This window comes from Segatella sp. (genome assembly GCF_977051555.1).
Genome location: NZ_CDRSSE010000043.1, coordinates 19,513 through 33,739, shown reverse-complemented (window position 1 = coordinate 33,739; position 14,227 = coordinate 19,513). Strand labels below are relative to the sequence as shown.

The 14,227-nt window shown below is 47.1% G+C and carries 11 protein-coding genes and 1 tRNA gene; 4 read left to right on the top strand and 8 right to left on the bottom strand.

Going from position 1 to position 14,227, the window contains the following annotated elements; genetic code table 11:
* Positions 1-340: 340 nt before the first annotated feature.
* Positions 341-1,387, bottom strand: coding sequence for a phage integrase SAM-like domain-containing protein (locus tag ACWJAO_RS10340; protein WP_449140187.1), 1,047 nt, complete (start codon positions 1,385-1,387; stop codon positions 341-343).
* Between the two features lie 190 nt (positions 1,388-1,577).
* Here ACWJAO_RS10340 and radA point away from each other — a divergent pair, with 190 nt between their 5' ends.
* From radA to ACWJAO_RS10325, 3 genes are all read left to right on the top strand, one after another.
* Positions 1,578-3,062 carry a DNA repair protein RadA gene (gene radA, locus ACWJAO_RS10335; RefSeq protein WP_449140186.1) on the top strand — a complete coding sequence of 495 codons (1,485 nt, stop codon included), beginning with the start codon at positions 1,578-1,580 and terminating at the stop codon, positions 3,060-3,062.
* 91 nt (positions 3,063-3,153) lie between these two features.
* Positions 3,154-3,807 carry a 7-cyano-7-deazaguanine synthase QueC gene (gene queC / locus ACWJAO_RS10330; protein ID WP_006846476.1) on the top strand — a complete coding sequence of 218 codons (654 nt, stop codon included), beginning with the start codon at positions 3,154-3,156 and terminating at the stop codon, positions 3,805-3,807.
* A gap of 76 nt (positions 3,808-3,883) precedes the next feature.
* Positions 3,884-5,008 carry a redoxin domain-containing protein gene (locus ACWJAO_RS10325; RefSeq protein WP_449140185.1) on the top strand — a complete coding sequence of 375 codons (1,125 nt, stop codon included), beginning with the start codon at positions 3,884-3,886 and terminating at the stop codon, positions 5,006-5,008.
* 78 nt (positions 5,009-5,086) lie between these two features.
* Here ACWJAO_RS10325 and ACWJAO_RS10320 read toward each other — a convergent pair whose 3' ends face one another.
* From ACWJAO_RS10320 to ACWJAO_RS10300, 5 genes are all read right to left on the bottom strand, one after another.
* Positions 5,087-6,523, bottom strand: coding sequence for an HU family DNA-binding protein (locus ACWJAO_RS10320; RefSeq protein ID WP_449140184.1), 1,437 nt, complete (start codon positions 6,521-6,523; stop codon positions 5,087-5,089).
* Complete coding sequence (locus tag ACWJAO_RS10315; RefSeq protein ID WP_006846479.1) at positions 6,520-6,810, bottom strand: HU family DNA-binding protein; 291 nt, start codon at positions 6,808-6,810, stop codon at positions 6,520-6,522. Before ACWJAO_RS10315 ends, ACWJAO_RS10320 begins: the two co-directional genes overlap by 4 nt.
* Positions 6,811-6,861: 51 nt before the next feature.
* Positions 6,862-8,163, bottom strand: coding sequence for a 30S ribosomal protein S12 methylthiotransferase RimO (gene rimO / locus ACWJAO_RS10310; protein ID WP_449140183.1), 1,302 nt, complete (start codon positions 8,161-8,163; stop codon positions 6,862-6,864).
* Positions 8,164-8,166: 3 nt separating this feature from the next.
* Positions 8,167-9,120: a signal recognition particle-docking protein FtsY gene (gene ftsY / locus ACWJAO_RS10305; RefSeq protein ID WP_337501280.1), complete on the bottom strand. Its 954-nt coding sequence runs from the start codon at positions 9,118-9,120 to the stop codon at positions 8,167-8,169.
* Between the two features lie 244 nt (positions 9,121-9,364).
* A complete protein-coding gene (locus ACWJAO_RS10300) occupies positions 9,365-12,598 on the bottom strand; it encodes a S41 family peptidase (protein ID WP_449140182.1) in 3,234 nt (1,077 codons plus the stop codon).
* Positions 12,599-12,852: 254 nt separating this feature from the next.
* On the opposite strand from ACWJAO_RS10300, the gene ACWJAO_RS10295 reads away from it, so the two are divergent.
* Positions 12,853-12,927, top strand: a tRNA-Arg gene (locus tag ACWJAO_RS10295).
* A gap of 390 nt (positions 12,928-13,317) precedes the next feature.
* Here the strand turns inward: ACWJAO_RS10295 and ACWJAO_RS10290 are convergent.
* The gene (locus tag ACWJAO_RS10290; RefSeq protein WP_334557946.1) at positions 13,318-13,413 is read right to left on the bottom strand and encodes a smalltalk protein; all 96 of its coding nucleotides are present in this window, start codon (positions 13,411-13,413) and stop codon (positions 13,318-13,320) included.
* 94 nt (positions 13,414-13,507) lie between these two features.
* Positions 13,508-14,182 carry an HU family DNA-binding protein gene (locus ACWJAO_RS10285; RefSeq protein WP_119230337.1) on the bottom strand — a complete coding sequence of 225 codons (675 nt, stop codon included), beginning with the start codon at positions 14,180-14,182 and terminating at the stop codon, positions 13,508-13,510.
* Positions 14,183-14,227: the final 45 nt, after the last annotated feature.

The following is a 14,227-nucleotide window of genomic DNA, read 5'->3' as shown; positions in this document are numbered from 1 at the left end:
GGACAACTTTTATTCGATTTAAATTCTTACTTGCCATATTGCTATGAGTTTCTTTTTTGCAAAAATACAAATTTAATACCAATAAAAAGAATTTGCTCAGTCTTTTTATAGTTTATTAGCAATAAAAATGAATTGCTTTCACTTTAAATCGTGTGATAACTCTTAAAAAACTCCAAAAAGAAAGCAAACTTATATGTTTTTCAGAAAATAAGATTTATCTTTGCAGTCGTAATCAAAGCGTTCTTTGTATATTGCAAAGTTGTGAAAGAAAAAGAATATAGCTCGTTTCTAAATCGTTAGCAGTTACATTCTTTACTATATTTAATTCGTTGATATTCAATCAATAAAAGATTTTGTTGTGACTCGTGCAATGGAAAGTTATCTCCTTGTTAAGATTCTTGATGGTTCCAAGCCACGCTTTCAGTTGTTTCGACATCGAAGAATGTGAAATCTCGTCGAAAATAATTCCTTTCATGTCTCTTGCCGGTCGCTTCGGCAGCCATTGCATCGCCTGATGGGATAATGGTATCTTGAGCCATCGCTGCGTCTTCTGAATTTTCTTTTGGATAAAGACTTTACCATTCTCTCGAATAATCTCTTCCCAAGTTAGACTGAGGATGTCGCTCTTGCGTAATCCCGTGAAGCAGCTGAAGAGAAAGGTTTCTTTCAGTTGAGGATACTTGCATTCTGACTGGATGACTTTTGCGAGTTCGCTCTTGCTTAGATAATTTCTGGTTGATTCCGGATGCTTCAGACGGAATTGAGGGGAGAGAAAAGAGTATGGATTCTGGGGAATCAACTTCTTTTTGTACAGTTCGATGGTGATACTTCGAAGAATAGAATACATAAGATAAATCGTTCCCTCTGATAATTTGGAAGGATTCTTCCTGTTGGGATGTAAATCGTGTGCCTCCCTCAGATAGTCGATGAAATGCTCTACGAACTTAGTATCTACTTCTCCTACCAATGTATTTTTAGCTCCAAACTTCATAAGATGCTTTTTCAGACTGATGATGCTTTCGTATCTACTTCTTGTACAATTACCCGTCTTCGGCTTGCGCTCATCTGCGTATTTCTGGATGAAGTCGAGCAGATAGTATTTTCGGGTCGCTTCGTTTCCTTCGTGTTTAGGCATGTTGCCGAGGAGCTTGATGATTTTCCTGCTCTTGATGAGCAAGGCCTGTCTTGCAACTTCTTGGTTCTGTGCTATGGTTTGCTCGTTGATTTCCGGAACCAGATATAAATACAGAAATTGGTAAGTGCGTTTACCCTGCCAGTAAATATCAAGGTATAAACTTTGGTTTCCGTTTTTGAGGTTCTTGACTCGCAATTTGATAGGTTCTTTCAGTTTCTGCTGTCTTTTAATGATTTTTATAGCTGTTTTCATATGCTTATTTATAGTTGTTACTCTTGGTTCTGAATCTGCAAATATACCCAAAAATAGGGGAAAAGGAGAGATATTTGGAAAAAATAGATTATTTTTTAATATTGTTTAATAGGGATTTGTCTGCGAAAAATGGGCGCTTTTTTGGCTTTTAAAGAAAAAAGCTGTACCTTTGCCGAAAAATTCAATCGTTATGGCAAAAGATAAGATAGCATACGTTTGCAGCAACTGCGGGCAGGAAAGTGCCAAGTGGATGGGTAAATGCCCTAGCTGCGGACAATGGAATACTTTTAAGGAGATACGCATTGCGGCTGATTCGGGATCGCAGGCGGCTAAAAGCGCTGGCATGACCATGAGACATGGCGGGGCTGCTACCATGTTTGGTGGGCAACACTCCGACGCGGATGCCAAGCCGATGAATCTGAAGGATATTTCGGCTGTGGATGAGCCGCGTATCGATATGATGGACGAGGAGCTGAACCGCGTACTGGGTGGCGGTATGGTGCCGGGAAGCATCACCCTGCTGGGCGGTGAACCGGGCATCGGAAAGAGTACCCTTACGCTGCAAACCATCCTGAATATGAAACATAGAAGGGTGCTGTATGTGAGCGGTGAGGAGAGTGCTCATCAGATTAAGCTGAGAGCTGACAGACTGGCGAAGGGACAGGCTATGCTGAAGGGAACTTCGACAGGTGACGTAGCTTCGTTAGCAGGAACCCCACCGGAGAATGCCTTCGGTCATATTACGATTCTCTGTGAAACACAGTTAGAGAAAATCTTTTCCCATATTCAGCAAGTGGCTCCAGAACTGGTAGTTATCGATTCTATCCAAACAATTGCTACAGAGAGTGTGGATAGTTCTCCTGGTTCTGTATCCCAGGTACGTGAATGCGCAGCATCGCTCCTGAGATTTGCCAAGACCAGCGGTATCCCTGTTATCCTGATCGGACATATTAATAAGGAGGGAACCCTGGCTGGTCCGAAGATCCTGGAGCATATTGTGGATACTGTCATCCAGTTTGAGGGTGATCAACATTATATGTACCGCATCCTGCGAAGCATCAAGAACCGATTCGGAAGCACTTCGGAACTCGGCATCTACGAGATGCTGCAGGGAGGATTGAGACAGGTGAGCAATCCGTCGGAACTGCTCCTTACGGAAGACCACGACGGATTGTCGGGTGTTGCCATCAGTGCTGCCATTGAGGGTGTACGCCCGTTCCTGGTGGAAACGCAGGCTCTGGTGAGCACGGCGGCATACGGAACTCCGCAGCGTTCGGCAACTGGTTTTGACCAGCGCCGTTTGAACATGCTCCTGGCGGTTCTAGAGAAACGTGTGGGGTTTAAGCTGATGCAGAAGGACGTGTTCCTGAATATTGCCGGAGGATTGAGAGTAACCGATCCTGCTATGGACTTGAGTGTGTTGGCAGCCGTATTGAGCAGCAATGTGGATACAGCGATAGAGCAAGGCTGGTGTATGGCAGGTGAGGTAGGTCTGAGCGGTGAAGTCCGTCCGGTAAGCCGCATCGAGCAGCGTATTGCTGAGGCTGAAAAACTGGGATTCCAGCACATCATCATTCCGAAGTACAACAATCATAGTTTCGACCATAAGAAATATAAGATAGAAATTCATCCAGTTAGGAAGGTGGAAGAAGCTTTTCGCTGCCTGTTCGGGTAAAATCTCACGCAGATTTCGCGGATTACACAGATTTTTGTGTACATCTGGCTTTATAAATATTGTATAATCTGACTTTAAAGTTCAAAGTAAAATGAAGGATTCAGTAATCATTGTGAGCGGCGGCATGGATAGCATCACGCTGCTCTACGATAAGAAAGACGAGATTGCACTCGGCATTAGTTTTAACTATGGAAGTAATCATAACGAGCGTGAAATTCCCTTCGCCAAGATGCATTGTGAGCGTTTGGGAATCAAGCATATTACGATAGATTTGGGTTTCATGCATCAGTATTTCAAGAGTTCTCTTCTTGAAGGTGCCGATGCAATTCCTGAGGGTCATTATGCTGATGATAATATGAAGAGTACGGTGGTTCCTTTCCGTAATGGAATCATGCTGAGCATTGCCATCGGCATTGCTGAGAGTAATAATCTGAAGAAAGTTTTCATCGCGAACCATGGTGGCGATCATACGATTTATCCAGACTGCCGTCCGGAGTTTATCAAGGCGATAGATGAGGCTGCTGAAGCAGGAACGTTCGTTGATGTGCGCGTGGTGGCTCCTTATACGAATATTACCAAAGGGCAGATTGCGGAGATAGGTAAGAAGTTGGGCATTGACTATGCTGAAACCTGGAGCTGCTATAAGGGCGGTGAGAAGCATTGTGGCAAATGCGGAACCTGCGTTGAGCGCAAGGAGGCTTTGGCCGAGGCGGGTATTGAGGATACTACCGAGTATGAAGAATAAGGATGACGACGAACCAGGCGTTCTTCGTTCCCTATATATAATAAGGTGTAATCAGAATAAATATAATAAAAGAAAAATGAAAACAACGATTTTATCTGCGGCTCTGATGCTTGCATCAACCGTAGCAATGGCTCAGAAGAGCAACTTCCTGTTGAAGGTGGAATTGAAGAATTTCAATTCCGATTCTGTACTTGTTTACAAGGGCAGAAATGTTAAGATGGATACGGTTTTGGTAAAGAATGGCAAGTTTACCTATTCTGCAAACCTTGACAAGGCAGCCGGATACGTTTTCCTCTCACCTGAAACTTATCGTGGCGCAGGTCAGTTTATGTTCAACCTGCCTTGTGTTCCTGGCGAGAAGGCTGAAGTTAAGGGCGATGCAAAGAGCCGCTTCGATATTTCGGGTTCTAAGTTCTATCAGCAGTATCATGAGGTAGATGTTCTGCTGGAGACTGCCAGTAAGGAGTTGAATGATTACGAAGCTTCCCTGAACCAGAGAATCAAGAATGGTGAGAAACAGCAGACCATCATGGCTGAATATGAGCAGAAGGCTCCTGCCCTGCAAAAGGCAAAGGACGATAAGATTTTCGATTTCGTAAAACAGCATCCTGATTATGAGGCTTGTGCTACTATCATCGAGCAGTTTGATGATGTTGCCAAGATGGAGAAACTGCTGGGCTTGCTCTCTGAAAATGTGAAGAACGGCAGAATGAAGGCTTTCTACCAGCCAATGATTGATATGGCTAAGAAGCGTGCTGAGGCTGAGGAGAAGGCTAAGAAGGTGCAGGCTGCCGGTGTTGAGGCTCCCGACTTTACGCTGAAGGATATTAAAGGAAATGATTTCAAGCTTTCCAGCCTTCGCGGTAAGATTGTAGTTCTCGACTTCTGGGGTTCATGGTGCGGATGGTGCATCAAGGGAATGCCTAAGATGAAGGAGTATTACGAGAAGTACAAGGGTAAGTTTGAAATTTTGGGTGTAGATTGTAATGATACTGAGGCGAAGTGGAAGGCTGCTGTTGAGAAACACCAGTTGCCATGGATTCATGTTTACAATCCAAAGGACAGCAAGGTTCTCAGCGACTATGCTGTTCAGGGTTTCCCTACCAAGATTGTGATTGATGCTGACGGCAAGATTATCAAGACCATTGTTGGTGAGGATCCTGCTTTCTATACTTTGCTTGATGAAGTGTTGGGCAAGTAAAGTTAATATAAAAAATGTCGCCCTGTAATGGCAAAATTTTGTTTTGCTCTTACAGGGCGATTTTTGTTTGTCTTATTTTTATTTCTTTTTCTTCTTCAATTCCAGTTTCGGAATCTTGATTTTCTGTCCTGCCTTTATGGTGCTTGTTCCGTTCAGGGCTTCAACGTAGCATTCCATGCCAGAACCTAAATAGCGGGTGCTGATCTGCTCGATGGTCTGACCGGCGCCAACCGTAACGGTCTGGGCAACTCCTATGATTCTGTAAGCTCCCGTGCGTACGCGAGCATCCTTATCATATTGGGATGATGCTATTTGCGAAGCAGCCTTATCTTCGGCTTTAGCCTTTTCTTTAGCTTTTTCTTTAGCTTCAGCCTTAGCCTTGGCTGCAGCTTCTGCCTTCGCTTTTGCCTCAGCTTGCTTGCTGTCTTCAGCGTTAGCACTTCCCTCATCCGATTGTTCTGCCAGTTTTACAGCTTCTGCAGTTTTAGCCATACGTATGCTGTCTTCGATGGCTTTCTGGCGGAGTTTCTGCTCCTGAGAGAGTGGGGCGGCAGCTGCGTTGGTTGTGGCTTTCTTGGCTGGTTTCTGATGATACTGGTTCAGTTGCATGGCTAGATGATCACGCTGGGCAGTCATCTGACCATAGTTGAAGGCAAACCATCCCATTCCGCCAATCAAAGCTACTACGATAAGACAGACTGCAACGACCAAATAACGAGGAATAACAATATGATGAGAATTAGAAGATTCTTCTTCCTCATCATCTTCTTCTTCCTCAGTTTCGTCTGAAACAGGAACTGCAGGTTGAACAGTTGCTTTCATGGCTTGCTGCTGCTTGGCTTGCTCCAGCCTTTCCTGCTCCAGTCTTTCTTGCTCCAGCCTTTCTTGCTCGATTCTTTCTTGTTCCAGCTTTTCCTGTTCCAGTCTTTCTTGCTCGATTTTTTCCTGTTCGATTCTTTCCTGCTCCAGTTTAGCTTGTTTTAATCTTTCCAGTTTGGCTTGTTCAATAGCAATTTGCTTAGCCAGTTCGTCTTCCTCTTCTTTATCTTTTTCTTTTTCTTTTTCAGATCCTATTACGACAACCTCCGGATTGGGAGTTGCGGTTTCTTCTTCGTCAAGGAAGTCGATTACTTGTGCAGGAGCCGTTTCAGGCTGTTCTTCTCCAAACTTCTCGTCGATTTCATCGAAATCTACGCCGTCATTTACCACAACCGTTTCAAATTGGGCGAATGGCTTGTTCACGATTTCTTTCAGAATGTTGTCGGGCGTGAAGGTAAGTTTGTCTCTGCCTTCAATGGTGAAGCGCTCGCCCGTGTTCACATTGATGCTTTCACGGTCTTTTGTGGCTTGTATCTTAAAGGTGCCCAGCCATTTTATCTTCACCTGCTTATCGGCATCTAGTCCCTGGTTGCAAACATCAAACATCTTTCGGATGAAGAGTTCTGCCTCCACCTGGCTCAGACCGCTCTTGTCAGCAAGCAGTTTTCCGAGTGTATTTAAACTGAATTTACTCATTGCTCATCCCCTCCATTCTTTAGTTTTTCCTTGACCGAAGCAACCGGTCGGAAACCTAACACCAACTTAGGCGGCACCAGCTGGCGCTTCTTGGTAGTAGGATTAACCACCACTCGCTCCATGCGCTTCTTCACTTCGAAGGTGCCAAAATTGGGGATAGAGACAGCTTCTCCATCCTCAAACTCGGCAATCATAGCGTCTATCGCCTTGCGCACCAGCTTCTGGGTGTCTTCCTGCGAATAGCCGGTTTGCTGAGCCAGTTCTGCGATGTATTCCTTATTGTTCATATTAAATATGTAATCAAAATTTCTAAAACTCCGGGCAATGGGAGAGAATGCTCATTTCACCACCTTGCCGTAGAGGTCAAATTCCTCGCTTGCGGTAATCTCTACCTGGTAGAAACAGCCCACACGCAGACGCTTCTCATCGGCACGGATCAGAACCTCTGGGTCTACTTCTGGAGAGCAGAATTCTGTTCGTCCGATGTAGTAATCGCCTTCCTTGCGGTCGATGATGACGGTCATGATTTTGCCCACTTTATCTGCCTCAATCTCAGAGCTGATGTCTTGCTGCAGAATCATCAGTTCGTCCAGTCGGCGCTGCTTTACCTCGGCAGGCACGTTGTCTTCGTAGTGGGTGGCGCTGTAGGTTCCTTCTTCCTCAGAGTAGGCGAAGGCGCCCATGCGCTCAAATCTCTGTTCGCGTACGAAGTCGAGAAGCTCGTGGAAATCCTCATCTGTCTCGCCTGGGAATCCGACCATCAGCGTAGTGCGGATGTGAATGCCTGGCACGCGCTCACGGATAGCTTTCAGCAGATTGATGGTTTCCTGCTTCGTAACGTGGCGATGCATGCTGTTGAGCATGTGGTCACTGATGTGCTGAAGGGCTATGTCGAGATATTTACATACGTTTGGCTTCTCGCGCATCACGTCCAGAAGATCCATAGGGAACTGGTTCGGATAAGCGTAATGCAGGCGAATCCATTTCACGCCCGGAATATCAGCCATCTCGCTGATGAGTTCGGTAATATGATGCTTGCCGTCAATATCCACGCCGTAGTAGGTGAGTTCCTGAGCGATAATCTGAAACTCCTTCACGCCTTCAGCTACCAGTTCGCGCACCTCCTGCAGAATCTCTTCCTTTGGTCGGGAAACGTGCTTGCCGGTGATGATAGGAATGGCGCAGTAGGCACAGTGGCGGTTGCAGCCTTCGGCTATCTTGATGTAGGCATAATGGCGAGGGGTGGTAAGATGGCGCTGGCCGTTGCAGGATGAAACTTCAGCCTTGCCGAGTTCCTGCAGGAGCTGTTTGTAGTTGAATTTGCCGTAGAATTTATCTACTTCTGGCATTTCTTTTTCCAGTTCCTTCTGGTAGCGCTGCGAGAGGCAGCCCATTACGTAGAGCTTTCTGAGTCGGCCTTCTTCCTTAGCCTGAATAAACTCCAGGATGGTGTCGATGCTTTCCTGCTTTGCGTCCTCGATGAAACCGCATGTGTTGATGACGGCAATCTCGCCTTGAGGACGCTTTGAATCGTGAACACAATGGTAGCCGTTTGCCTCAAACTGCTTCATCAGCAGCTCGCTGTCTACGAGATTCTTTGAGCAGCCCAGGGTAATAATATCTATCTGATTTTTCTTCATTTTCTAATTTTTAAAGAGCGAGTCTACGAATTCTGTCTTGTTGAAGAGCTGCAGATCTTCCATTCCTTCGCCCAGTCCGATGTATTTTACAGGCACCTTGAGCTGGTCGCTGATGCCGATGACAACGCCGCCCTTTGCGGTTCCGTCGAGCTTGGTGATGGCGAGCGAAGAGATGTTGGTTACGGCAGAGAACTGCTTAGCCTGCTCGAAGGCATTCTGTCCGGTACTTCCGTCGAGCACGAGCATTACCTCGTCTGGTGCTTCTGGCATTACCTTCTTCATCACGTCCTTTATTTTCTTGAGCTCATTCATCAGGTTCACCTTGTTATGCAGTCGTCCTGCCGTATCGATGAGCACCACGTCGGCACCGTTTGCCTTGGCGCTCTGCAGGGTGTCGAAAGCCACACTTGCCGGGTCGCTTCCCATCTGCTGTTTCACTACAGGCACGCCCACGCGCTCGCCCCAGATGCAAATCTGCTCTACGGCAGCAGCACGGAAGGTGTCGGCAGCTCCCAGAACAACCTTCTTGCCAGCCTTCTTAAACTGGTAAGCCAGCTTGCCGATGGTGGTTGTCTTGCCCACGCCGTTTACGCCTACTACGAGGATAACGTAAGGTTTATGATCGGCAGGGAGATCCCAGTCTGCCAGGTCATCGCTGTGATTCTCTGAGAGGAGATTGGCTATTTCCTCGCGCAGAATGTGATTGAGTTCGTTGGTTGAAACATATTTATCGCGAGCCACACGTTCTTCGATGCGGCGGATAATCTTGACGGTGGTTTCTACACCTACGTCTGAGGTGATGAGTACCTCTTCCAGATCGTCGAGCACATCATCGTCGACGGTAGACTTTCCGGCAACGGCACGCGCCAGTTTGCCGAACACACTCTCCTTGGTTTTTTCCAGACCCTTATCGAGAGTTTCCTTCTTTTTGTTGCTGAATAATCCGAATAATCCCATAATCTTGTTTTTTATCTTCTGCAAAGATACTCATTTTTTTTTATTTTAAGGCTTTTTCATTTGCTTTTTCTCCCTTTTCAAGAAAAAAAGTAAAGATTTAGAGGGTTTTATGTCATGATGAAAGGGTTTTAGCCGATATTGGGGTTAATAAGGTTTAATAAATAATGCTGTCTGATACAAAAACAAATCGCCCTGCAAAGGGACAGAAGCGGTTTGGCTTCTGGACCCTTGCAGGGCGTTCTGTTTATTTCTTCATCATTTCCCTGACGGCTCTTTCGAGCTGAGTATCATGACCATTGATGAAATCTTCCGGACTGTTGTAAACCTCGATGTCTGGGTTCAGCTGGGTGTTCTCGCCAAACACGCCACGCATGTCGCGGCAACCTACCTGAGGAATACCGAATACCAGCGTGTTGTCCATCAGCGTTTCCCACCATACGGCTGTCATGGTTCCAGCTACAGGAGCACCAATCAGCTTACCGATTCCGAGTTCCTTGTAAACCCATGGGAAACCGTGGCCGTTGCTGTAGTCGTTCTCGCAGATCATGACGCAAGATGGCTTCACCCATTTGTTGAACGGATCGCGGCCAACTACCTTACCATGAGGCACAAACTCCTGATACTGCTTGCCGTTGAGCAGGGTGCAGAGGTCATCGTGCAACCAGCCGCCGCCATTATGGCGCTCGTCTACGATTACAGCGTCGCGGTTACGGTTCTTGTCGCTCAGCAGTTCGCTGTAAACGGTGCGGAAACTCTCTGAATTCATCGCCTTAACGTGAACATAAGCGATGCGTCCGCCCGAAATGCTGTCAACGAAAGCACGGTTGCGGTCTACCCAACGCTTGTAGAGCAGATTATTGAGCTTGCTCTGAGAGATAGCCTTCACCGTAACCTCCATCTTCTTGCCCTTAGCGTTTCTGATGCCGAGGCGTACATTCTTGCCAACCTTTCCGTCGAGCAATGGGAAGTAGTCCATTCCTGCTTTAATCTCCTCGCCGTCGATGCTCTCGATGATGCTGCCGGCTGTTACGCCCGTATTCTTCACATCGAAAGGACCACGCTTGATAATCTCCTGAATCTTCAGGCCGTCGCCCTGATACTGAGGGTCGAAGAATACACCCAGGTTGGCTGTGGTGAGTGCGCTGTTCGAAGCGTAGTAGCGGGCTCCTGTATGCGAAGCGTTCAACTCGCCCAGCATTTCGCTCAACATCTCCTGGAAGTCGAAATTGTTGTTGATGTAAGGCAGGAACTTCTCGTAGGTCTTGCGGTAACCTTCCCAGTCAACACCATGAATCTTAGGGTCGTAGAACTTGTCTTTCACCTGTCGCCATACGTGGTCGAAGAGATACTGGCGCTCCTCGGCTGGCTTATAGTTGAAGTTAGCCTCAAAACTGATGTTCTTGGTACTGAATCCGCTCAGATCCACCTTCTTGATGCTGCTTCCGTTGCAGATAAAGAGGTTCTTCACATCCTTGTCGGTCTGCAGGTTGCCCTGACCTACGCCCTTCATCACGAGCTTGGTAGAACCGTCCTTCAGGTCGTGCTGCCAGAGGTCGTAATCATCCTCGAAGGCAGCCTGATAGTAGAGCTTGTCGCCGTCTTTAGAGAGCACAGCATCGCCCATGTGCGAAGAGTTTGCGGTGAGGCGTACGATTCTGTCTCGGCTGTTTTCGATGTCAAGTTCCAGTGGTTTCACTTTTTCCACCTCTATCTTGCCTGTCTTCTTCTGCTTTTCGTCAGCCTTCTTCTTAGCCTCTTCCTTCTTTTCGTCTTCCTTCTTCTCCTTATCGTCCTTGTTGGCGTCAGCCAGTTCTATCTCTTCCTTGCTCATGTTGAAGCGGTTGTAGGCGTCCAGGTCGAAGAACATGATGTAGGCGTCGTCTTCAGCTCCCCAGCTTCCGTGACTGCGGTAACCGGCTCTGTCGCTCTGGAAGAGCATTGCCTTGCCGTCGAGCACCCATTTGCCGTTGCTGTCGCTGTAGCCCGAATTGGTCAGGTTGTGAACCTCTTTGCCGTCAGCCTTTACCAGCGCAATATCCTGGTTGTTCCAGCCGCCGTTGCCGATATAAGTAGAAAGAAGCCATTTGCTGTCTGGCGACCATTCGAAACTGATGTCTCCATCGCTGTAAGAGTAGACGTATTTGCCGTCGAGCACAGTGCGGATTTCCTTCGATTTCAGATTGACGATGCGGAGTGCAGCGCGGTCTTCGAAGAAAGCCACTTCCTTGCCGTCAGGAGAGTATTGCGGATACTGCGATGTAATGCCTGTTTTCACCAGCTGCTCTTCCTCGATGTCGGTAGCGTAGGTGAAGTTCTTTTCTTTCTCGTTCTTGATTTTAGACTGGTAAATCTGCCATACGCCGTTGCGCTCGGCTGCATAGACCAGGGCTCTGCCGTCTGGCGAGTAACTCAGGTCGCGCTCCTGCTGCGGAGTGTCAGTAATGCGCTTGGTAGTGGTGTATTCCACAGAAGTGACGTATACGTCGCCATGCATCACGAAAGCCACTTCCTTGGCGTCTGGCGAAACAGAAATCTCTGACGCTCCCCAGCTCTTAATCTGACGTACGAGGCTTGGAGCATCATTATCTGTTGTAATGGAGATGTTCACCTTCTGAGGCTCTCCACCTTCCTTCACGGTGTAGATTTCGCCATCATATCCGTAGCAGAGCAGGTCGGCGCTGGATGCGGTGAGGAATCTTACCGGATTGCCTTTGTGATGGGTAATCTGCTTGTCGCTTGAGCTGTTGAGGCTGCGGCGGTAGATATTGAATGTGCCGTCCTGTTCGCTCAGATAGAAGAATGATTTCTCGTCTGATGTCCATACTGGCGAGCGGTCTTCACCGGCAAAGGTAGTCTGCTTGGCAAACTTGCCGTTGCTCTTCAGCCAGATGTCGCGTGCGATAGGCGATTTCTGATGTTTGCGCCAAGGGTCCTCATATCCCTTTTTGTCGTGATAGAGGATGTCGCCGTTCTTGGCGATGCTGATGTCCTCCATGGTGAGGGTAGAGAAGAGTTCCGGTCTTCCGCCCTTGGTGCTTACCTTATATATTTGTGGGAATGTGTTGTCGCCGAAGATGATGCTCTGGGCTGTAGGCTGCAGACTGGCAGAGTAGAGCACATGGTCGTTGTCAGCAAAGGCGATAGGCGTTTCGCTGCCGCTGTTGGTCGTGAGTCGGGTAGGAGCACCGCCTTTCGCATCGATAACGAAGATGTCGAGACTTCCTTCGCGGTTAGACTGGAAGGCAATTTTCTTGCTGTCAGGGCTCCATACAGGATGCGAATCGAAGGCTGCATGGGTTGTGAGCTGTCGTGCTTCACCGCCGTTGACAGAAACACTGTAGAGGTCGCCTTTATAAGCGAAGGCGATGGTAGTGCCATCGGGTGAGATGGCTGGGTAGCGCATCCAGAGCGGATGTTCTTCTGCGCTGGCTGAGAGTGCTGCCGAGAGCAGAGCTACTGAAAAGATTAACTTTTTCATTTGCGTATGTTTTATGTTTCAATATGCGTTATTAAAAATCTCATCTTCTTTTTGGAGCCTGATAGCTGAATCTTGCTCCGAACGGATGCAAAGGTAGTTATTTTTTGCGATATTTAAGCATAAAAATTGAAAAAAGTGAGAAAAAGTTTGGTGTATTCAAAAAATATATGTACCTTTGCAGCCGCAAATAAGTAAAATGGCTAGGCTAACTCTAGATTGCTTGCAAAATGTGTGTTTGCGGTTTATAAAGTTCTGGTTCCGTAGCTCAGTTGGATTAGAGCAACAGCCTTCTAAGCTGTGGGTCTTGGGTTCGAACCCCAACGGAATCACTTTTTTAAGCAAAATGAAACTTATTTGTACAAAAATAGCGTGAGAGAACAATGGTAGTAAGTTACTAATTTATAGGTACTTATCTCCGTTGTTCTTTTTCTGTTTTTAAATATATTTTATCACTTATTCTCCTTTTATGTTCATTTTTTATAAATGGCTGTTTATCAGCATGTTATACATTTGGCGCATTATAAAATCATTAATGTGTGTTACAAATGTGTTATCAAAATGAGCTAATGTGTTACCAAAATAGAGAAGTTGAAATCCTTAATGACCTTGACCTTAATGACCGGAAAAGACCGCTCTCCTCATGATTATTCTCTGAGGTGAGCGGTCGTTTTATTTTATGGTTGAGTCTCCTTATTATAATAAAGTAGGCTCAGTGTTCTTTATTCCATGCAGCTCGTTACTCCGAGCGTGGTAGCGATAGCGGTCAGAATGCTGATGGCTATCTGCAGAATTGTTTTCCAAGTGTTCGCTTTCATCTTTTTAATATTAAGTGTTAAATGTTAAATGTTGACTTTCTTGGGGCGGATAGGCAGGGCTAGGGGCTAGCACCCTAGCCAGTCTATCCTTGGGCTATTCAAGGCCGTCGCCAGTATCGTCCTTGCCGGTAGTGCCGCCGCCTGATTCAGAGCCTTGGCCGTCGCTGCCGGTCTGACCGGTGTTTGAACCGCCTGGGGTTGAACCGCCTGGCGTATTATCCGGAGTGGTTGGGGCGTTGAGGTCAACGTTGGTCTTACCCTCCTTAATCGCCTTGATAACGGCTGCCTGAGCGCTGCGGCTGGCTACGAGATTGAACTCGGCGTCATCGCGAAGGTTCTTAAACTCCTGACCTGGTTCCCACTGAACCTTTACACCGGTGATGTTCTGTGCGGTGAACTTGTCAGCATCCTCAGCACCCTTTGAGGTGAGAAGGAGAGAGAAGTCACCGAGGTCGCCCAGACGGATCTTCTTGCCCTCGAGCAACATCTCACGCATGCAGTCTACGGCGATGTAGAGGATGGCGCTGATGTCAGCTCTCGAATAAACACTACCATGCGAAGTGATGTGCTTGGCAAACTTCTCGATGGTCATGATGTCTGTGTACTGCGAGATGGCGAAAGCGTTCTGCTTCTCAGTCTTTACGAGTTCCAGGTCCTTTGGGTCAGGAGTCTTGCCCTCCTTCTTCGCCTGGTTGATGCGTGACTTAGCCTGGTTGATTTCCAGAAGATTTGCGTTCACGCTACGCATTACGATGCTGTAATTAATCATAGTCGTTTGTAGTATGTTTAGAGTCCATGTTTTGCAACTCCCCAG